Genomic DNA, 20,408 nt, shown 5'->3' on the forward strand with positions numbered 1-20,408 from the left:
AACGCCCAGACGTTCATATGTGTTTGGTCTGATTTCAATTACCGCATGGTGGAGCGAAGCTCCGCCCACATTTTGTGCCAGTTGCGTAAGTCCTGAAAGGATTTGCGTGAGCGTGTGATTATGGCGTGGGAAGGAAAAGAAGGCTCTCAACGCCAGTTGGCGCAAAGATTCAAGGTCAGCTTGTCATTTGTGAGAAACCTACTGCGTCAGTATCGGACAAATGGACAAATAGAGGCGAAACGACGTGGAGGATACCAAAAGCCGACAATAATAAACGAGCATCTGAGCATTATTCAGTCTTTGGTTGAGGGAAAAAATGATTTATTACTGAGAGAATTATGCGTTGGGCTTTGCCCCGCCGCAGGCATCGCTATGCAGAACGCACAGGGATTAGTGTAAGTATTACTACAATGCATCGTGCTGTAGAAAAATTAGGCTTACGGTGTAAAAAAAAAAGTCTTTACGCCAGTGAGCAAGATACCCCAAGAGTACAAGAGTTAAGACATGACTATCGCCGAACTTTAGATAAAATTGATGTCAGAAACCTCATATTTGTCGATGAAGCGGGATTGAATTTATCAATGTCGCGCTTATTTGCTAGAGCAGTGGATGGCGAAAGAGCAGTTGGTAGTATACCTGGAAGCAAGGGTGGAAACGTTTCTTTGATCGGTGCTTTAAGCCTTGATGGACTGCTTGCAGCGATGACTGTACCAGGAAGTACAAATACTGATGTATTCCTTACTTATGTAACCGAGATATTAATACCTCAGTTATGGAAAGGGGCAATCGTGGTTATGGATAATCTTCGGGTTCATCACGCCGAACGTGTCAGAGTTGCCATTGAGTCGGTCGGTGCAAAAGTCAAGTTTTTGCCCCCCTATTCTCCAGATTTATCTCCCATAGAACTGTGTTGGTCAAAACTGAAGCAATTTCTCCGTTCCTCTGAGGCACGTACACTGGAATCACTCGACCAAGCAATGGCTCTTGCTGTCAATTACATTACCGAAGATGATGCCTTCGGTTGGTTCAATCATTGTGGTCTATTTACCTGAAAATTGCTGTAACAATGGCAGAAAAACTTGACTTAACCCCGGAAAAAGTTCGGATAAAAGATAGCTACCGGGAGCGGATATTTGCAGAATCACAGCAACTAGGGAAAAGTTACCTGGAGACGCTTTACTTTATCATTGATTGTTATTTTGCTTTCAGAAAGGGTACATTCCCTACTCAACAAGTTGTTACACAGACACCAACTTTTACCCCGATTACTACTGAAGATCACAAACTCCAGCAGCCGACTAAAGAGCCATCACCAGACTCTAAACCAGAAGATGCTGATAGCGAAACATTCAGCCTTGATTTTGATTTGTAGCCCAAATGTCGGATTTCTGTCTGATTTCTGAACAGAATTGCAGATAAAATCCTGATCAAACGGGCTTTTTCACTCTCAGTATATTTTCAAAGTAGTGTAGTTAGAGAGCTTTTCACCCAGACATTTGGGTTGTGATAAAAATCACCACGCTGTTCTAATGTAAACCCACCCAGTAATAATCCCAACCATACTTCTACCATCGGCATTTTTAATCCACCTTGGAGTTGAGTTAAAGAAATCTCACCTTTAATATGTTCAAGGTAGTTAGCGATCGCCCTCTGCCATTTTTCCACATCTTCATCACCCGCCAGCTTGTGGACATCTTCTAAACTTGTCACCTGATCAAGCATTGCCAAAACATTCGCTTTTTCAACAGATGCGACTACAGAATCACCCGACTCAGTAGGATGTGAAAATTGGTGTAGGCCATGCGGTTTAAAGGTTTGTGGTGTTTTTGGTTCAATCAAATCCTCTAAATCCAGATGCATTGTCGTTCGCACTAGACCAGCAAAGAGATCGGTGCTAACAATTGGACCCTTATCTTTTATCCGGCAAAAACTACGATAAAAACCACTTTCCCCCAGACACAATACTTTCACCAATATGCTGTCGGTTTGCAGACTAAATGAAATTTGTGCGGACTAAATGAAATTTTGTTGGTGTAACCCTGATTCTTTATTCTTTCGTAGCTACAGGCGATCGCTGTTGGATAGATTTTTTGCTCAAAGCCTTGTCTTGTAATGAATTGGAACGTTTTATGCCCTTTTGGTGGAAAATTTCATTTAGTCTGCGAATTTAGGGGGAAATTTTCACTTAGTCCGCAAAAAAAAATTTCATTTAGTCTGCAACAAAGATTGCTCAAACCCTTATTCTTGCGTTAAAAAAATTTCACTTAGTCTGCAAACCCACAATGCGATCGCGGGGTGCATGTTGGCAACGAAATATAAACTATTGCGTTGCCGATAAATTTTGTTTGTCTTGGTATCGCCTTTGATGCGTCATCCAAGCGATAACCATTTACAGGGTGCTAACTTCCAGTTATAGTTAACCGTAACTTATTATAGGCACAATGCAACTATAACTTTGACTGAGTGCAAAGATAGTTTACAAAAGTTGCTCAGGCGGTTGCCTTAGTCTATGGGAATAATAAAAGTTCAACAATTTCTGTTAAGTGCTTTACCCCGCTCCAAGTATCCGTCCATAAATCGCTTGAAAGAGCCTGTACGCTGCACCCACGCTACGTTATTAGAGCGATCGCCACCAGAAAAAGCGGTTACGCCATCGCTCTTAAGCTCTTCAAAGATTTCTGGTCTTATTTCCCGGTAACTCTATTATTATCCAGTCATCAGAAATGGGGAGTATATTTTCCAGTGTTGTAGAGTTTCTAGTTCTTGACTAATAAATTTCGTCTTCTTGATCTACCCAATCTTCATCCCAGGAAAATAATCTCGTAATTGATTGGGTCAATAACCAACCCTTGGCTGACATTCTCACATGTATTGGCGACGGAAATGACGGAATTTGGAACATCGTCCGCGAGTTAAAACCCAAACAACAGCGACGTGAAATACTTGATTGGTTCCATCTGATGGAAAACCTCTATAAAGTTGGCGGTTCGATGCGAAGGATTCAGGTGCTGGGGTATTGACATCAAGGTTTTCAACCCGCGCAGCCGGATTTTGCCTGTGTAGCCGCGACTTCTAGTTGTACAAGGCCACTAAACTACCCGCTTTTGCCGACAGGGAATTTGAATAATAAACTCTGCGCCCTCTCCTGGTGCAGAAATGCACTCTATCGTACCATGATGTTTGTCTACTACAATTTGATAAGTGATGGATAATCCTAAACCAGTACCTTGTCCTACAGGTTTAGTAGTGAAAAAAGGATCAAATATTCTTTGTCTAATGCTATCACTCATACCTACCCCATTATCCTTAATGGAAATGACAACTAAATCAGGATTGACTACTTGGGTACGAATAGCGATCGCACTATAATTACTCTTAATTTCCTCTGCGTTTCTTTCCTGATTTAACTTTTGCAAAGCATCAATTGCATTATTTATAATATTCATAAATACCTGATTAAGTTGCCCAGCATAACATTCAACTTTTGGCAAATCACCGTAATTTTTGATAATCTCAATTGCAGACTTACCTGGATTAACTTGAAGACGGCTTTGCAAAATTAGTAAGGTACTCTCAATCCCCTCATGAATGTTAACAGGTTTCATGCCAGCCTCATCTAACCGAGAGAAATTACGCAATGTCAGCACAATTTCCCGAATGCGTTCCGTGCCACTTCTCATAGAAGATAAAGTTTTAGGGATATCTTCTTTAATAAAATCAACATCAATATTCTTTAAAAACTCTTTTATTTCTGGTGCTAAATCTGGATAGGTTTTTTGATAAATATTAATTAAGCTAAGTAAATCTTGTGTATAATTATCAATGTGAACTAAATTGCCATGAATAAAACTTACAGGATTATTAATTTCATGAGCAATACCAGCAATCATTTGGCCCAAACTGGACATTTTTTCTGTTTGAATAAGCTGAGTTTGAGTTAGTTTTAATTCGTGCAATGTTTGCTTTAATCGCACATTATTTTCATTTAAATCTCTAGTTCTTTCCTCTATTTTTTCTTCTAAGTTAGCGTAGAGTCGGGCATTCTCTAAAGAAATAGCTGCTTGCGAAAAAAGAATCTTTAATATTCGTATTCTATCAGAAGTAAATGCCCCCACTGTTAAATTATTTTCTAAATAAAGTAACCCAATCAATTTACCTTGATTAAGGATACAAGTACACATCAGCGATTTAATTTGATGGTCAATAATGTATGGATCTCTTGTAAAACTTCCTTCAGTGCTGGCATCAGATAAAATTACATCTTTTTGTGTTCGTGTCACATAATCAATTACAGATATAGGTAATTGCTGACTATTTTCTAATGGTATTGATTGACCAACAGTTAAATCATCTTTCTCTATACTTGCTTGAGCTTCAATAAATAATTTATCTTCTTTATCGAGAAGTAAAATACCAGTCTGAGCGCCAGCATTCTCAATCACAATTGTCATTAATTTTTCTAGCAGATTTTCTAATAGAATTACTTCTGATAAAGCTTGTGATGCTTTAATAACGGTGATTAAATCTAGTCCACTTGATTTTTCATTAGCACTGGAAATAGTAATAGTATTACTTGTAAGCCCTACTTGAGAGTGAGTAGAAACCTTAGTAATTAACTCTGGATATTTTAATTCTAAATCCCTGAATTTAGCACTTGCTCCCCAACGACAATAACCATAGTGTGCCTTTGTCATGTATAGCGAAGCAAATTCATTTCTTCCTAGACTCAGGTAAAATTCTGCCGCACATTCATAAGCTAGCGCCTCTTCATGAATATATCCAGACTTATGAGCGCCTTGAATTGCGCGATCGTAGCGTTCCATCGCTACTAATGCTTGTCCTAAAAATCGTGCTTTTTCTGCTTCTACTAGTTCATATTTGTGCTGATTATTTACAGGTGCGTGAGCCGCCCATTCTTTTAGTTGTTTTTGATTTTTTTCCACTTTTTCCATAGCAGTTTTTATCTCTGTTTGGCAAGTAGAGTTTAAACAGAAAGCTAACAATGCTAGAGAATAATAAAACTTATATTGAGGTAGATAAAAAGTCCCACTAGCTGCAACTTCATACTGTTGTGCTAATTGAGCATTTTTAACAGATTGTCCATAATCTTTAAAAAAATAACTTAAAATACTTTTGGCAAGATAAGCATAAAATATGGCTGTAATATTTCCTGCCATTCTCTGCATTACTGTTTCATTAAAACTTTCACCATCTAAATAAGATTTATTATCCTGCCCTTTAACTAGTTCAATTACCATTTGTTTTAAAATAAGCAAAGAAACGGTAAAATGTTCTTGCTGTATTTTATGCGCTAAACTAATATATTGTTCTAGCCTTTTTTCAAGAATATCTAAATTTTCTCCAGCCCAAAAAGGATGCCAACAAACTAACAACCCATTATAACCCACATACTCAATATCCCCTGTATCCAAACCACTTTGAACACCATGCTCTAAAGGTTCTATAGTTGATTGAATATGTTCTTTCCAATGTCTAACAAAAATATTAAATAGTGCATACACTTTAGATTTAATTTCACTAGCGTTGAATTGGTCTAATATTTTTAAAGATAATTTCCCAAAACGATATCCTGATTCAATATCCTTAAGAGGCCCACATAAAATTAGCCCATAAAAACCATAGGCATAAGCTGCAAAAGATGAATTGCCATACTGCACGCATAAATCAACCATCGTAAAAGCAATAAGTGGCAAAAGTGCAGGATCTGCTAAATAAGCGGGAGGCATGGCTGTCATTAGTATCCTCATGGCAGCTAGCTTATGAGCATCAGTCATTTCTGGCAGGTTGACTAATTCCTCAATTGTTAACTCTGCTGGTGGAGTTTGAGACAATGAAACTCCTAGCATCTCTAGCACCTGCAAATCTAAATCTAATGCTTCTCGCATTCGATTTTGAGCCACATAAAACTGAATCTTTTTCTCATATACTTTAACAGCATCAAGAATAGTTTTAGTGTTACTTATAACACTAGTAAACAATGCTTCTGCTTGCTCAAAATTTGTATTTAAATATTCTGCTTCTACTGTTTCTACATGAAGGTCAAGAGTTAACTCATAATAGTTTTGCCAACAATCGATAGCAAGTAAGCTTAGACCTTGCTTTAGAAACCTTACAGCAGATTCGTAAGCAGCAGAATCTTTAGCTTTACGTCCCGAAATAAGATTTAATTCAGCTAGCTTATATCTTTCTTCTGGAGAATTAATTAACTCATTACCGATATTCAACTGGTTAACAATATCGAAGATTTTTTCTTCTAGCAAGCCTTCTTTAATATTCTTTAATAGCAGTCTACCAATATTTAAATGAATCTCCTTCTTCTGCTCATCAGGTATTAACGCATAAGCCGCTTGTTGCACGCGATCGTGAATAAATTTATAATCAATTACAAAAACATCAAGATGATTTGATAAATGTGGTTGTTTATAGCTATCACTTAAAGGTATGACTAAACCAGCTTGTAGTGCTTCCCAAATATCTAATGCTGTGTCATTCTGAGAATTTTCATTAATATAAGACAGTATATTGAAATTAAATCGATTACCAATACAGGCAGCTATTTTTAAAATATTTTGTGTAGTGCCTTTAAGCTTTTGAATTTTACCGATCATTAATTCAACAACATTATCAGTAATTCCTAGCATCTGAATGCGCTGAATATCCCATTGCCATTGATTAGTAATCAAGTTAAAGGAAAGCAGATTTTCTTGATGAATAAACTTGAGTAATTGATTGATAAAAAACGGATTGCCAGCAGTTTTATTAAAAATCAAATTTGCCAACTCTTTAGAGTCCTCTAGGCTAGATTTTAGACTGTCGCTAACTAACTGACAAACATCAGTAATTTTTAAATTTTGACAATGAATAATCTTGACAGAGCTACTATTTCTTTCAATTTTCCGCAAAGCTAACATTAAAGGATGACTGGGATCAACTTCATTATCTCGGTATGCTCCAATTATTAATAAATATTTAATTTCCGTATCTGTAGCTAATAACTGAATTAATTTTAATGAAGCTAAATCTGCCCATTGCAAATCATCTAAAAATACCACTAATGGATGCTCTTTTTGAGCAAACAAATTGATAAATTTTTGAAAAACTAAGTTAAATCGGTTTTGTGACTCTGCTGAAGATAGTTGTGGTACTTCTGGTTGTTTACCGATAATGAATTCTAGTTCAGGAATAACATCAATAATAATTTGAGCATTTGGAACTAAAGCCTCTAAAAGTTTTTCTTTCCAAGTTGCTAATTTTACTTCATTTTCTGTTAGTAATTGCTGCATTAGCTCTTGAAATGCTTGAATCAGCGAAGCATAAGGAATATTGCGTTGAAATTGCTCAAATTTACCTGCAATAAAATAGCCTCTGTTTTTGATAATAGGTTTATGAATTTCATTCACTAATGCTGATTTACCAATACCTGAATAGCCTGCAACTAATATTAATTCTTTATTTCCTTGATTAACTCTTTCAAAAGTAGACATTAAGATATCTATTTCTGCTTCGCGTCCATACAACTTTTCGGGAATTTGTAGTTGGCTAGATTGATCCTGCTGACCAATGGGAAATTCAATTATAGAATTAGTTTGCTCTAACTGACTAAGACAGTTTTCTAAATCAGCTTTAATTCCAAAAGCACTCTGATATCTTTCCTCAGCAGTTTTGCTGAGTAATTTCATAATAATTGCAGAAATTACTTGAGGTATTTGTGGGATTAACTGAGATACTGTTATAGGTTGTCTGGCAATATGACAGTGAACTAACTCCATTGGATCAATTACTTGAAACGGTAACTGACTTGTAAGCATTTCATAAAAAGTTACACCTAACGAATAGAAGTCTGTACGGTAATCAACTGTTCGATTCATTCTTCCTGTTTGCTCTGGAGACATATAGGCTAGAGTTCCTTCAAGCAAATCAGGATTACTGAGTTTGGGTTTTTCTTGAAAAAGTAGTGATGAGATATAAAAATCAATAATTTTAACTTGATGAGTTTCTAAATTAACAATAATATTCTGTGGTTTAATATCTTTATGAATAATATGATTTTGGTGTAATTCACCTAGAGCTTGGGTAATTTGAATGCCTATCTTTAAAAAATCAACTAACTCGATTTTTTCTGTTTGGATAATTTGGTAGAGAGAACTACTATTAAAGTTTTCTAACACAATGGCAAAACCATTGTTGTATTTTTCTAAGCTATAAGCTTGAATAACTCCTGGGATATCTAAATTTTTGATTAGCTCATATTCATGTTTTAACGCTGCTATATCTTTTAGCTCAGGATATTCTATTTTTAAAAGTTTAATAACTACTAGTTTACTATCTTTATTTCTCCTGGCTCGATAAACAGCAGTTTTTGCTCCTTCATAAATTAACTCTATAATTTGGTAATTTGATAATGTAATCATTTTTTATATTGATACCTTAGAAAAGTTTTCAAAGCATTGAAATAGTTATCATGTTATTCATAGAATAGCAAATACATTTTTAATGTTTGTTATGGCATAAACATTAAAAATGTATCATACTACTGAATTATATAGGTTGACAAAACCTATATGATGCTAACTAAATTTTGTTGAATTTGTCAAAATGCGCCTCATTAAATTGAATATACTCTTATAACCAAGAATCCCACTCACCAATAATTTGTTTGGTGTATTTTATATGGAAGCATTGGTGTAGAATAGCTCGTGTTGCTTGCATTGCAGAAATTACTGTAGCTTCCACGCAACCAGAATTGTAACCGTTGTTAATCCAGTCGCCAGCTAGGTAAAGGTTATCAAATCCAGATTCATCAGTTTTGAGTCGATACTTGGTGCTTCCAGGTACAGAAAGTACATAGCGTTCTGATGGGTTAATGTTAATTCGCCAGTATTGAGCTTTAAAGCGTTCTACTCCTTGACGGTTTTGAAAATCTACTAGTAAATCCCAATTCAAACCTTGGGGATTTTTAGGGTGAGTAGCATCAGGCCAAAGGTGTCCGATGTAATTGTTAAGAAAGTTAATTGCTTGTTGGTCTACTTGTTTCTGAGCTTTAGCTGGAAAATCATATTCTGTCTGGGGAGGAATACCTGGATCTGCAATTACGCCGGTGAAATAAGCTACGTTATAAGGATAATGCTCAGAAGGCCAATTTTCTCGTTGTAGTAACTCGCTCATATCTGCATAGACATCGAGTGGTTCAACATAAGCTCCGATTACGGGACTAGATTGTTGCCATCCTAATTGCGGTAAGGTAGGCTTAAGCCATATTTGTCCGCCTTGAGTAGTTACTGTCTTAACTTGAGTTAACATATCGTGCCATTTTTGATGAGCTGGATTTTTTTTGGCATCGATTAGTTCACCGCAAATAGAGGGTAAGGCGGCTATAGAAATTCCCAGCAACACAATATCAAAATCATCGCCTTTGGTGAGGGTAATTTTGTCTACATTCTGCCAAGGTGTCCAATATGATTCAAGGTTAATTTCTTTATCTTGGAGTTTTTGAGCTTCTTCATCGACAAGCTGATCGTAGAGAGGTTCACTAGGCCAGCAACGAATGTCTTTAACTTTGATGAGTGGTTGATATTCTTGCTCTGGGTTTTTTAAATTTACTTGGCGAGCCAGAGTGATACTTGCAATTGTTTGTTGATCTTTATCCAAGTGCAACTGCTTGGCAACATGGAAGAACTTGAATTTTACACCGCGACTCTTCAGCACTTCATATAGTGGAGTGATGACTACCTCTGCCATCCCTGATTGCATTTTCCACATGATTGCGCCATTGTATTTGAACAAAATAGTGGTGAGGACACGAATGGCTGTTCCTGCTGCTAGTTGCGGTTTATTGGCATTGCCTTCTGGAAAACCATAGACTAAATCGTATAAAACGCGAATAAATGCTGATTTAACGCTTGATTCCCTAGCTCCGTGTTTTCTTAGCCAGTCTTTGTAGTTGTACTCATCTAAACTGTCTAGGGAACGGAAATCAATTACCTCATCTACAAATAAACCCCGAATGTTTGCTAATGCTAAATCGATGAGTGTGAAACGCCAAAATATGTCAGGATTTTGCCAGTTTTTAGATTCTATATGACTGCTCAAATGTTCTTTAAAACGGTCTATTAGCTTGAGAATTAACTGGTGATGCTCATGTCTATGAGTTTTAGGATTTTTAGGCAGTGATTGAGCTAAATTGTAGGCAAGCTTTAAGAACGTTTTTTCAGAAGTCAAGTCTAGGTTTTGGAAGATATCGCCAATGTATTGGTTAATATTGTTAAGCCATTTTCCCCAAAAAATAGGTTCTTGAAAAAATAACTGAATCAACTGGCTAGGAAATTGCAAAAGGCTACTATCTGATAAAAATTCCATTACCTCTTTGCCTATTGCTATTTGTTTAGCAACACTTGCTGAGGAGTTTTTGTCAGGATGCATCTGGTAGTAATTCTCAATTTCTGCGTAAGTCTGAATGACGAATTTGATAGTTGTGCAGATATGTTCCCAAAGAGAAGAAATACCGCCACCTTTCCAGGGAACTAGAGAATTGGTAGGAAAGTTAAAAGGCAGATTTACCCAACTTTGATTGATGTATTCTTCTAAGACAATCAGACTGTGGGGTTTGAAGGCGTTTTCTATGGTGCTGAAAGGCCCGTTGCCACCAAGTTCATCGTAGCATTGGTTAAGTAGACGAAAGGCATTTTCATAGAATCCAAAAAAAATGTGCAGTCCATGTTCTTCGATGCGGTAGTCTGGTTCACAATCAGGTGCATGGGGTTTGATGTTACGTCCAGTTGCACATTTACCACCCAAACGCCAACCTGTTTGATAAATAGTAATGTCGTAGAGACTCTCCCATCCTGGTTGACTGGTTAATTCATAAGCGGTGGTTAATGAGGCCATTCCACCGCCTAAGATAGCGATCTTTTTTGGCTTAAAGGTTTTGGACATGTTTGTTTTTCTTTGCGTGGTAAGGGTAAACAAGGAAGCAGAGGACAAAAGAGATAATTTATATCAATTCGCAATTCGCAATGACGCTCCTACGTCGCTAACGCTGCGCTAACGCAATTCGCAATTAAGAAACTTAGATGGAGTAAGACTTTCGTGATTTATATCTGTTGCCTCCTTTTGGAGAATTAGTATTACTCAGTACTGGCTCAACGGCTCGATAGCGCTAACAGCACTCACTAATTTTTCTGTGGTGCTTGCCATACGGCTTTTCCATCTTTGAGGGTGAAGTCGAAATGCAGGACGAAACCAAGCTTTATAGAAATATTTACTGATTCGCTACCTGCGGGATAACCTTTGCCTAGCCCTAAGTCTTGGACAATTGGTTGGTTAGCGAAATCATTGATTTTTAATTGAAATTGATCGCCAAAACCATCAAAGCCAAAGAGTTTTCCCCCATAGAAGGTTTGTAGTTGCATGGGCGATTCAATTAGTGCTTGATAGCAGGCCTTTTTGCTGTTTTCTACGTCGCGGATTTGTTTGAGGGTAACGAGGGGGACGACTCTGTTTATGAGATATTCGAGGAGATTAAAGGGTAACTGTAAGCCAGGAATGGCAATCTCGTTATTGTTAAATAATAAGTTAGCGATCGCTTTTACGGCTTCTTCAAAAGTGTCCCATGTTTTGATAGCTTGGTGTTTAGCTCCTGTACTGATGCGTTGAACTTCTAGCAGCCGTGCATCTAGAGATTGACTTGTAGGAGAAAAGTCTTTAAATACTAAGGTATTTACGGTTAATAAATCCGGTTCTTGGTTTAAGTCAGGAATCTGAAATGTGCCAAGTTGTTTAAAGAAGCCGTAGACTTCTCTACCAGAAACTAGGATGGGAGAATTATTCACGTACAAGTAAGGCATGAAGAAAGCTAGGCGTTCGGCAATAAATAAAGGTCCAACTCTTCTACCTACCACTGTTAACATCCAAAAGATGGCTTCTTCTTCATGCACAGTTCCTTTATCATAGTCGGGTGGATAAATAGAACTTAAAGAATCTATCTTGTTGAAAGTCAAGATGAGATAGTTCGTGGCTGGGCGATATTCAATCTCTCCGTTATTAGGATCGTTGAGATATTTATCACACACCTCTTGTAACTTCGCCATTGAACCTTCAACGACAAAGCCGTACATTTTTGTCCCTTTGATTTCGTAGGGTTGATTAAAGGCTTGTCCATCTGCTCGTTCTATATATTTGGCGTATGATAATTTTTTACCATCTCCGCAAAAGTAATTTTTGAAAAAGCTAGTCATATCTTGTTCCATATTTTTGCCTTTTTGTGCTAAATCTTGGAACAATTGATCCGGTTTTTGTTGTATTTGGGTAAGGTAATTTGTGAATTTTTGGGGTTCTTGAAGTAGGGCAGTAAATTCACTGACAGCACCTAAAGCCGTATGGATACTTGTTTGTATTGTCTGCAAAGGGTTGTTGGTGTTCATAGGGTTTTGGGTAATATCTTCAGCACAAGGTCTTGTTTAAAGTATTCCCTTTACACAGGCTTTTCTAACAAATTACTCAAATAGGGAATCTTGGCGGTTTACGACCAACGTAACCAGTGTCAATCCAATAGCCAATGTCAGAACGGCTTTCATGGTTTGGGGTAAATGACGCGATCTGTGAACATCTGGATATATGTGGATTGGTGGGCGATGATTGCGTTTACCCAGGTGTCAGATGCTCTTTTGTCCCCTGTGGGTATTACGCCGAGTTCGGCAGCGATTTTTTTGAGACGGGGGAAGGTGTAACGGTAAAGGGCTTGCTGTGTGTAGGTTGGATGGGACATAATGAAGATTCCTTGAATATAAGGTCAAAGAGCGATCGCTACAAGTTTTTCCAGGACTGGCGATTGCTCTTTGTTATTTAGTATGTCTATATTTTAGCGCTAAATTTTTAACGCTATCAAGTAACTAGCGCGAAGATTTTAACGCTAGAATAATGGTATGAATTAGCGCATGGGAGAAATATTCGTGTCACGAGTTGCAGAACTGCGTAAGCAGAAAGATTTGACTCAGCGCCAGCTTGCTGATTTAGTTGGCGTTGACCCTTCGACAATCCGTAATTGGGAGCGAGACAGAGGGGGTACAGAAACTTTTGCAAAGCTTGCCAAGCTTTGCGAAGTGTTGGGTTGCCAGCCTGCTGATCTATTTAAGATTCAAAAGATTGGCGAAGATGACTAGAGACTATATTTATTGCGGTTCTAGCAATCGGCTACTCCCAAATAGATCACTTAATTGCGAGGTTGATTACAAAAGGCGATCGCTTCTCTTCAAGACGCTACGCGAACGCCCCTACGCAACTACTCATAGCAGTGAAAATCTATCTGCAATCGAGTTTGAGCAAATGCCACTGAGCTAAAAGGGTGGAATTATGGCTAAACCACCTTCTAAACGCAAAAAAGCCACCTCTGCCGCATCTACCGATTCAACTTCAGCAGCTAACTCTGTAAACGAGGATATCTCCCAGCAAGTAGACCCAGGTTCAGTAACAATTAACGTTACTGCTGTTGAAGTTCCAGAGTTAACTGAGCAGGAAATTAGCGATCGCTTACTCCTGGAGAGGAAAGTGGAACGGGCGTTTTTTGAAGCGGGGAAGGCTTTGATGGAGTTACGCGATCGCAGATTATATCGTTCCACGCACAAAACCTTTGAGGAGTATTGCCGTTCACGGTTTGGTTATACACGAATGGCAGCAACCTATAAAATTGCTGCGGCGACAGTTCTGGAGAATTTGTCAACCATTGGTTTACAGAATGCGGAAATAACCACAGATGGTTTACAACCTCCAAAAATGTCAACCAATGGTTTACAAAATGTTGAAATGTCCACAAGTGGTTTACAAATATTGCCGACAAACGAACGTCAAGTACGCCCCTTGGTTGCCCTAGAGCCAGAAGTCCAGCGCACTGCATGGCAGCAGGCAGTACACGAAGCTGGCGGGAAAGTGCCAACTGGTAGAATCGTCAAAGATGTTGTGCAGCGCATCATGGAAAGGACGAAAGTACCCAATACCTACCAAATCGGCGAAGTGTGTCAAATCATAGTCAAGGATAATCCCGAACTCAGGGGTAAAGGTGGGTGCTGGGCGATTATCACCGCAGTGAATGAGTTCAGTTGCACCGTGGAAACCTGGAATGGCGAATATACGATTGGGTTACAGCACCTCAAATCTTACAATTATCTACCTGCCGAGTGTGAGCAGATGCAGGTGATTTGCGATCGCATCAGTCGAGTGTATTCAGACTCACTGGAGGAGACAGTCAAAAATCTGTTGCAGTCATTGGGGAAGGTGAATCGACCTTATCTTACTGGTGTGGAAGAGAAGTTGTTGAGTGTTGTGGAGTTGGAATACGAGAAAGATAACTCCCTCAACGATTAATGCTCACCAAAGACTGCACCAAGCACTTCATGAACTGCGGCATTAGGGGTGTTACTGAGGGGGAAAGAGCTTGCAGCGATCGCTCTGCAATAAGATAAAAGTAGAAAAATGTTATGACCACGATAACACCAATGACAATAGACAATTTTACTGTTCGACCAATGAGAAGGTCAGAATTAGATTTGGTAATTGATTGGGCAGGAGTTGAGGGCTGGAATCCAGGAACTTATGATGTTGAATGTTTTTACCAAGCTGATCAATGCGGTTTTTTTGTGGGGGAATTGAATAATGAACTTGTAGCAAGTATTTCCGCTGTTGCTTACTCTAAGCAGTTTGCTGTTATCGGCTTTTATATTGTCAAGCCACAGTTTCGTGGACAAGGTTTTGGCATGAAAATGTGGAGGGCAGCAATGGAATATCTTGGTACTGAGCGTAACATTAGCTTAGATGGAGTGATTGCTCAACAGGAGAACTACCAGAAATCAGGTTTTCAAATCGCCTACCGTCATATTCGTTATCAAGCTGTAGGCGGAGGCGTTGTACCGGACGGCGTTGTAGAACTAAAAACTGTTCCTTTTGAGCAGTTAGTTGCTTATGATCAAAAGCTTTTTCCGGCTGAACGTGAGCAGTTCCTACGACTTTGGATAAAGCAACCAAACAGTGTTGCATATGGGGTTGTTAGAGATGGGCATATTGTTGGTTATGGAGTCATCCGCCAAAGCCACACAGGTTTCCGAATTGGGCCGTTGAATGCTGACAATGAACAAATTGCCGAGGAACTCTTACTCGCCTTGCTTGCTTTTGGTTGTGATGCTTTGGTGTTTCTTGATGTGCCAGATGCTAATTCCGAAGCGATAAAGCTGGCTCAACGTTACGGGATGAAGCCAGTCTCCCAAGTCGCTCGGATGTACAATAAAGAAACTCCTGACTTGCCTATAAATCGTGTATTTGCTGTGACTTGCCTAGAAGTTGGTTAGCTAAGTATTATTTCACCAATCAGTCATCCCTTCTTGCTGGCGCAGTTTTGCCAGTGTAGTTTTTGGAGATGCTGGGGAAGCTGAATCGGGCTTATTTGACGGCGTTGGAGGAGAAAGTGCTGAGTCTCTTAGAGTCGGAAATTACACAATAAGGAAAGCTGGGGATAAGGTAGGAATTTATGCGAACGATTAAGTTATCGTCAATAAAGTTTGCTGTTCAAGCCGAGTTTGTAAATCTATAATCAGGTTCTCTCCACTGCGTCGCGCTGACCATAAACCAGAATACTGCAAACCTATATTCCACTCTCCTTGCATATAATCTTCATTTTCTGAAACCATGCCTGTATATCTAACTGGTATAGGTGAGGTAACTAAATAACGTTTAGTAAAACTGACAGTACGCCCAATTACCTCGCCATTGACCTGAGCTTCTCCTAAATAGTTGTCATCCAAAATGGAACCACTGAAAGTATTTCCATTCTGAACAAAGGTTGCTTCAAAGCGACTAGGGATGTCATCTTGCCAATAAGTTCCTAACCAATTACCGCTAAGGTCTGCCATATTGCTTCTTAGTAAAAATGTCTATGCGCTCACCTGAATTGAAGTAATTGACGCGGTATGTAATTATAATCGCTATTGTTAAGCTGAAGCTGTCAACCACCTAATTGTATCGATATTATCGCTGTTGAGTATTGCAGTAAACCCTAGTAAAATACGACGGTACAAGGTAGCGCTAGTATTCATTGGCGAACCATTACTAGGAAGGGTGATATTACAGGGGTCAATCGAATAGTGACATTAATCCGAGACAAGCGCGTTGATCCCAAATATGTTGCATACATCCTAAAACACGGCAAATGGCTTAACTGTCTTAATTCAGGCGAATATCTTTACTTGTTGGAAGCTATAGCAGGTTCAGATTTAGAAAATGCAGCAGCAGTAGTTGAATCTTTCTTCATTTGGCTCCATCCTGAAAAAGCAGTTGATGGGGAGCTTGCTGAGTTCGCTTGGAAGTGTTTAGAAGCAAGTGATACATCAGATCAAGATTACTATTTTGATCAGTTGGCCCTGCATCTTGTGCAGGCTAATATTGCACAGGGGTTCAGACTTCTAGAGCAATTACTTGTGAAACAACTCACAGAGTATAAATGCTGGAACCCAATTAATAGTAATCATCAAAGAGAATTTTGGGAGTTTCTATACAGTAATAACCGTAGACTTGCTATCTGCATACCCTTGAAAGTCGCTCTACAAGACCCCCGAAAACATTCTTTTATAAGTTGGCATCTCCACAGAATAATTAATCAAGAAAAAGATTCAAGCTTTCTAATAGAATTTGCACTTAATTCTGAAGAAGAAGCTAAAAGCGTTTGTCATATTTTATCTATTCAAAGAGGTAATTTCTGGCAAATTGCTTTTGCAATTATTAAGCAATATCCTGAGAATCAAGATATCAAAGATTTATTGTCTTATCTGGTTGTAGAACCTAATTTTTTCAAACCTCGATTGGAGTACTTAGATAGTAGTGTCAACACGGTAGACCAGGCATTAGAAGAAAGAAATCCACCATTTGCAGCTCGCCTTTGGTTGGAGGAACTTACTTCAGAATTACGTATCAAAGTCAATGACGAATGCAATTCTCAACAAGTTGCAGATGTCAGTAGCCAATTACCTATTATAGATAGACGTATAGATGCTGAAAGAATTTGGGCAATAAGAAGGCTATTACGCGATGGAGAGATAGAGAAAGTTAGTCAGTTGCTTTTACAAGATGAATTACCCATTATTTTAGCTATGTCAGACTTATCAGATTTAGAAAAACAGCAACTCCAAAGCCTATTTAAGCTAGAAATTGAGCAGCCTGTGTCCTCAACTATTTCTAGTAAAGTATATATAGCATCTTTAGAAAAGCTCACCATCATGTCAGAACAACCGCCTATTTTTAATCAACAACATGCAACGATTGGGGTTAACTATGCTGCTGAAGGCAGTAACCAGCAGTTTACACAAAATATCAACACAACTGAGCAAAATTTTGAGGTCTTATTAACTGACTTTAAGCAATTGATCCACAATTTACAACAAGAATATCCAGATGTGGCAAATGAAACAGAGGCTTATCGAATCATTGATGTGAGAGTGAAAGAACAACCTTTACACTGGCAAAACTTTCTGAAACTTAAACGCCTGTGGAATGGAGGCAAGAAAGCGGGAATTAAAATCGGTGAGCATTTTACAGAACAAAATCCTTGGGGTAAAGGAGCGATCGCTTTCCTTGAAGGTGTAATGGATGAGTTGGAATAAGATTGATAACCCATAAATTACTCTTATTAGCTTGACTATTCTTTTACTATGCAGTTCTAATATTGGACTTGAATGAAAACCAATGCTGCTCGACTACTGGATAAACTAGGTATTCCCTACCAAATCCTCAGCTATGAAGTAGATCCTGATGATTTGGCAGCTCTTAGTACAGCACACAAAGTTGGTCTTCCGCCAGAGCAAGTTTTTAAGACTTTAGTAGTCAGAGGTGACACAACAGGTATTTGTTTTGCTGTTGTGCCAGGAAATGCTCAGTTGGACTTAAAAGCCTTGGCACGAATTTCAGGAAACCGGAAGGTTGAGACAGTTGCTCTCAAGGAAGTACAGCCACTAACAGGATACATCCGTGGGGGTGTGACAGCTTTAGCTAGCAAAAAAGACTATCCCGTTTATCTTGATGAAACTGCAACCCTATTCGAGCAGATTACTGTTTCTGGTGGGATGCGAGGAATGCTGCTTCTGCCTGTTGCCCCTTATCAAGGGTGGCAGCAGCCTTTTTAGACATGATTAAGTTATAAGCTTCTGCTACCTGCTGGCTACTAAACAGATGAACTTTTTCTGGTTCACTCAACCCTATGCCTTTCAAATCTACATATAACTGCTTTGTTGCAATCAAGGCATAAATATCATCTACCCAACTGGTACTTGTTGATGAGAGTAATTGTTTCAGGGTCATCCCCGGATTAGCTGTAACAGATTCAATAATTTTTGTCCTTGCTTCTGGATTAACTATATTCTCTTGGCTCAAGTAAACTCTGAGAAACTGATGGTTGCGGTAAGCAATCCAGTTTATTTCCTGATCTGTACGAAGGTGATAGTAAAGCCCCAATGATTGAACTTTAGTTTCTACCGGTGGAGCCTGCCATTTACCATTTTCGTTTTGTTGATACCTTGTGGGTTGTTTGTGAGTGAGTGTTTTGAGACGTTCGCTAGTTTTCCATTCTTCAAACCCTGCACAGTTATGCCGAATCACTAAAAAATCAGGAATATGACTCGTCACCACCCTACGCCCGCTTTTCGACTCAAATGATATGCTTAGACGAACTGGTTGGTCATAGTACTCCAGAACATCTTCGTCGTTTTCGTACTCTACGATCGCAGGCAATTCTACTTTGTGGGACTCAAACTGAATCGTTTTTCCCATTTTGTGGCTTGGGTAGCTACCACAAACATTTTTCGCCCCGCCACCTACTTTCCTTACAGGCTCCGAACAACGGATTTGCTGTACAAATTCTTTTGTCGTCTCTGGTAAACCGAGCCGATGACACCATTGTTCAAATTCTTGGTCACTGAGCATACAGAAATCTGTAACTTTCGGACTGTTTATGCTTGAATAATGAACTTTCGGTCACTTTATCATTTCAAAACACTACTTTTACTGTTCGGCTACTAAACGTAATAATCCGCTTTTGGACTTCTACTGCGGACAACTTATGGTTTCAAAAACGGACAGCTTATGGTGTAAGTCACACAACTATAGCTTTGACTGAGTGCAAAGATAGTTTACAAAAGTTGCTCAGGCGGTTGCCTTAGTCTATGGGAATAAAAAAGTTCAACAATAAATAATAAAGTTCAACAAAACAATTTCTGTTAAGTGCTTTACCCTGCTCCATCCGTCCATAAATCGTTTGAAAGAGCCTGTACGCCGCACCCACGCTACGTTATTATTAGAGCGATCGCCACTTCGCCACTGGCTCATGATGGTTACGCCATCGCTGTTAAGCTCTTCAAAGATTTTTGGTCTTATTTCCCGGTAACTCTATTATTATCCAGTCATCAGTAATGAGGAGCATATTTTCCAGTGTTGTAGAGTTTCTTGTTCTTGACTAATAAATTTCGTCTTCTTCATCTAGCCAATCTTCATCCCAGAGAAGTTGACTGTAAACCTTAGTAGCTTGAGATATTTTTAGGTTGTGAGCTGCTGTCACACAATTTCTTGGTTGCCAGCCAATGAGGGCGTATCGAGCATGTAAATATCTGACAGCATTTTTGCAGTCATTAATTACTGGAATATCCTCTTTGATGTATTTTCGCAATTGGACTCCTAAACGAATTGCCTCCATTTCATAATTGTGAAAGTAGGGTTCTTCAACATCAGGTGTAGAAATCAGTAATCCTCTTACCCAGGCATGATTTTTATAGATAGCCTTCGCTACAACTAAATTGACTTGTTTTGGTGTCCAGTTGCTCCTTTGTAAAAAGTTATCTATTGCTGATTCATCATCTAAATCTATATCGACGTTAGATTCTGAAAGTATTTCCAAGATATCTGTATTTTCTAAGAACAGTTCGTACCACTCTTGAAAAGTTTCGGGACTAAATAGTTTTCTGGCTTCTTCAAATGAAATTTTCTCCCATCCTGCATCTGTAACTATTTCGTTACCAGTCCTTGTAATGAACAGATTCTTTTCTTCTAGCATCCAAGGGAAGGATGTCTTGTGATGTCTTCTCTTTCGTTTACCCATTCAACTACCTGATGCCATTGCGATGGATGTCTGCGATGAGTCGCCTAAGCGTCTATGCATTCAATTTTAGTGCTATCGTTAATTATCTTTTAGGCTTCTTTATCAAAAGAAAACTTCTGTTTGTGACAATGCGTACACACAATAGCAACGTATTTTTTTCAGCTATCTTTACTACTGGAGTTTAGACTAAAAGCGATATGAGAGAACGCAAACCAAATGGAATTAGATGTTAAAAATATTATCTTGTCAGTCTCAAAGCATCCACGAC

General features: G+C 38.7%; 17 protein-coding genes and 1 pseudogene. 9 read left to right on the forward strand and 9 right to left on the reverse strand.

Annotated elements, in window-relative coordinates:
* Nucleotides 1–120: 120 nt before the first annotated feature.
* Genes V7K27_RS29370 through V7K27_RS29380 form a run of 3 tightly spaced genes read left to right on the forward strand, consistent with a single transcriptional unit; the run spans nucleotide 121 to nucleotide 1,372 of the window.
* The gene (locus V7K27_RS29370; protein WP_334952007.1) at nucleotides 121–399 is read left to right on the forward strand and encodes a transposase; all 279 of its coding nucleotides are present in this window, start codon (nucleotides 121–123) and stop codon (nucleotides 397–399) included.
* On the forward strand, nucleotides 339–1,052 hold the full coding sequence (locus V7K27_RS29375) for an IS630 family transposase (RefSeq protein WP_334952009.1): 714 nt from the start codon (nucleotides 339–341) through the stop codon (nucleotides 1,050–1,052). The genes V7K27_RS29370 and V7K27_RS29375 overlap by 61 nt, the downstream gene beginning before the upstream one ends.
* A gap of 14 nt (nucleotides 1,053–1,066) precedes the next feature.
* Nucleotides 1,067–1,372, forward strand: coding sequence for a hypothetical protein (locus tag V7K27_RS29380; RefSeq protein ID WP_334952011.1), 306 nt, complete (start codon nucleotides 1,067–1,069; stop codon nucleotides 1,370–1,372).
* 86 nt (nucleotides 1,373–1,458) lie between these two features.
* Here V7K27_RS29380 and V7K27_RS29385 read toward each other — a convergent pair whose 3' ends face one another.
* A complete protein-coding gene (locus V7K27_RS29385; RefSeq protein WP_334952013.1) occupies nucleotides 1,459–1,872 on the reverse strand; it encodes a hypothetical protein in 414 nt (137 codons plus the stop codon).
* A 926-nt stretch (nucleotides 1,873–2,798) separates the two neighbouring features.
* Between V7K27_RS29385 and V7K27_RS29390 the strand changes: the two are divergent.
* Nucleotides 2,799–3,005, forward strand: a pseudogene (locus V7K27_RS29390) (ISKra4 family transposase); the annotation flags it as partial.
* An 84-nt stretch (nucleotides 3,006–3,089) separates the two neighbouring features.
* On the opposite strand, the gene V7K27_RS29395 reads toward V7K27_RS29390, so the two are convergent.
* The 4 genes from V7K27_RS29395 to V7K27_RS29410 form a co-directional block, all read right to left on the reverse strand.
* Nucleotides 3,090–8,432, reverse strand: coding sequence for a trifunctional serine/threonine-protein kinase/ATP-binding protein/sensor histidine kinase (locus V7K27_RS29395; protein WP_334952014.1), 5,343 nt, complete (start codon nucleotides 8,430–8,432; stop codon nucleotides 3,090–3,092).
* A gap of 211 nt (nucleotides 8,433–8,643) precedes the next feature.
* Nucleotides 8,644–10,953 carry an NAD(P)-binding protein gene (locus V7K27_RS29400; protein WP_334952015.1) on the reverse strand — a complete coding sequence of 770 codons (2,310 nt, stop codon included), beginning with the start codon at nucleotides 10,951–10,953 and terminating at the stop codon, nucleotides 8,644–8,646.
* Between the two features lie 236 nt (nucleotides 10,954–11,189).
* Nucleotides 11,190–12,440: a hypothetical protein gene (locus tag V7K27_RS29405; RefSeq protein ID WP_334952016.1), complete on the reverse strand. Its 1,251-nt coding sequence runs from the start codon at nucleotides 12,438–12,440 to the stop codon at nucleotides 11,190–11,192.
* A 149-nt stretch (nucleotides 12,441–12,589) separates the two neighbouring features.
* Complete coding sequence (locus V7K27_RS29410; RefSeq protein WP_334952017.1) at nucleotides 12,590–12,784, reverse strand: hypothetical protein; 195 nt, start codon at nucleotides 12,782–12,784, stop codon at nucleotides 12,590–12,592.
* Between the two features lie 169 nt (nucleotides 12,785–12,953).
* On the opposite strand from V7K27_RS29410, the gene V7K27_RS29415 reads away from it, so the two are divergent.
* Together V7K27_RS29415 and V7K27_RS29420 are read left to right on the forward strand one after the other, a co-directional pair.
* Nucleotides 12,954–13,178 (forward strand): helix-turn-helix transcriptional regulator, encoded by a 225-nt coding sequence (locus tag V7K27_RS29415; RefSeq protein ID WP_190946736.1) that lies wholly within the window; start codon nucleotides 12,954–12,956, stop codon nucleotides 13,176–13,178.
* A 190-nt stretch (nucleotides 13,179–13,368) separates the two neighbouring features.
* Nucleotides 13,369–14,376 (forward strand): hypothetical protein, encoded by a 1,008-nt coding sequence (locus V7K27_RS29420; protein WP_334952018.1) that lies wholly within the window; start codon nucleotides 13,369–13,371, stop codon nucleotides 14,374–14,376.
* Here V7K27_RS29420 and V7K27_RS29425 read toward each other — a convergent pair.
* Nucleotides 14,366–14,521, reverse strand: coding sequence for a hypothetical protein (locus V7K27_RS29425; RefSeq protein WP_334952019.1), 156 nt, complete (start codon nucleotides 14,519–14,521; stop codon nucleotides 14,366–14,368). The genes V7K27_RS29420 and V7K27_RS29425 overlap by 11 nt on opposite strands.
* Between V7K27_RS29425 and V7K27_RS29430 the strand changes: the two genes are divergently transcribed.
* Nucleotides 14,508–15,353, forward strand: coding sequence for a GNAT family N-acetyltransferase (locus tag V7K27_RS29430; RefSeq protein ID WP_334952020.1), 846 nt, complete (start codon nucleotides 14,508–14,510; stop codon nucleotides 15,351–15,353). The genes V7K27_RS29425 and V7K27_RS29430 overlap by 14 nt on opposite strands.
* A 189-nt stretch (nucleotides 15,354–15,542) precedes the next feature.
* Here the strand turns inward: V7K27_RS29430 and V7K27_RS29435 are convergent, their stop codons facing one another.
* A complete protein-coding gene (locus tag V7K27_RS29435) occupies nucleotides 15,543–15,914 on the reverse strand; it encodes a hypothetical protein (protein ID WP_334952021.1) in 372 nt (123 codons plus the stop codon).
* Between the two features lie 231 nt (nucleotides 15,915–16,145).
* On the opposite strand from V7K27_RS29435, the gene V7K27_RS29440 reads away from it, so the two are divergent.
* Together V7K27_RS29440 and ybaK are read left to right on the forward strand one after the other, a co-directional pair.
* Nucleotides 16,146–17,657: a hypothetical protein gene (locus V7K27_RS29440; protein WP_334952022.1), complete on the forward strand. Its 1,512-nt coding sequence runs from the start codon at nucleotides 16,146–16,148 to the stop codon at nucleotides 17,655–17,657.
* Between the two features lie 72 nt (nucleotides 17,658–17,729).
* Complete coding sequence (ybaK, locus tag V7K27_RS29445; RefSeq protein ID WP_334952023.1) at nucleotides 17,730–18,176, forward strand: Cys-tRNA(Pro) deacylase; 447 nt, start codon at nucleotides 17,730–17,732, stop codon at nucleotides 18,174–18,176.
* On the opposite strand, the gene V7K27_RS29450 is transcribed toward ybaK, so the two are convergent.
* Both V7K27_RS29450 and V7K27_RS29455 read right to left on the reverse strand, forming a co-directional pair.
* Nucleotides 18,100–18,972, reverse strand: a complete 873-nt coding sequence (locus V7K27_RS29450; protein ID WP_334952024.1) for a TnsA endonuclease N-terminal domain-containing protein — start codon at nucleotides 18,970–18,972, stop codon at nucleotides 18,100–18,102. The two genes, ybaK and V7K27_RS29450, sit on opposite strands and share 77 nt — an antisense overlap.
* 529 nt (nucleotides 18,973–19,501) lie before the next feature.
* The gene (locus V7K27_RS29455; protein WP_334952025.1) at nucleotides 19,502–20,140 is read right to left on the reverse strand and encodes a hypothetical protein; all 639 of its coding nucleotides are present in this window, start codon (nucleotides 20,138–20,140) and stop codon (nucleotides 19,502–19,504) included.
* Nucleotides 20,141–20,408: the final 268 nt, after the last annotated feature.

It is taken from the genome of Nostoc sp. (genome assembly GCF_036919575.1).
GTDB lineage: Bacteria > Cyanobacteriota > Cyanobacteriia > Cyanobacteriales > Nostocaceae > Nostoc.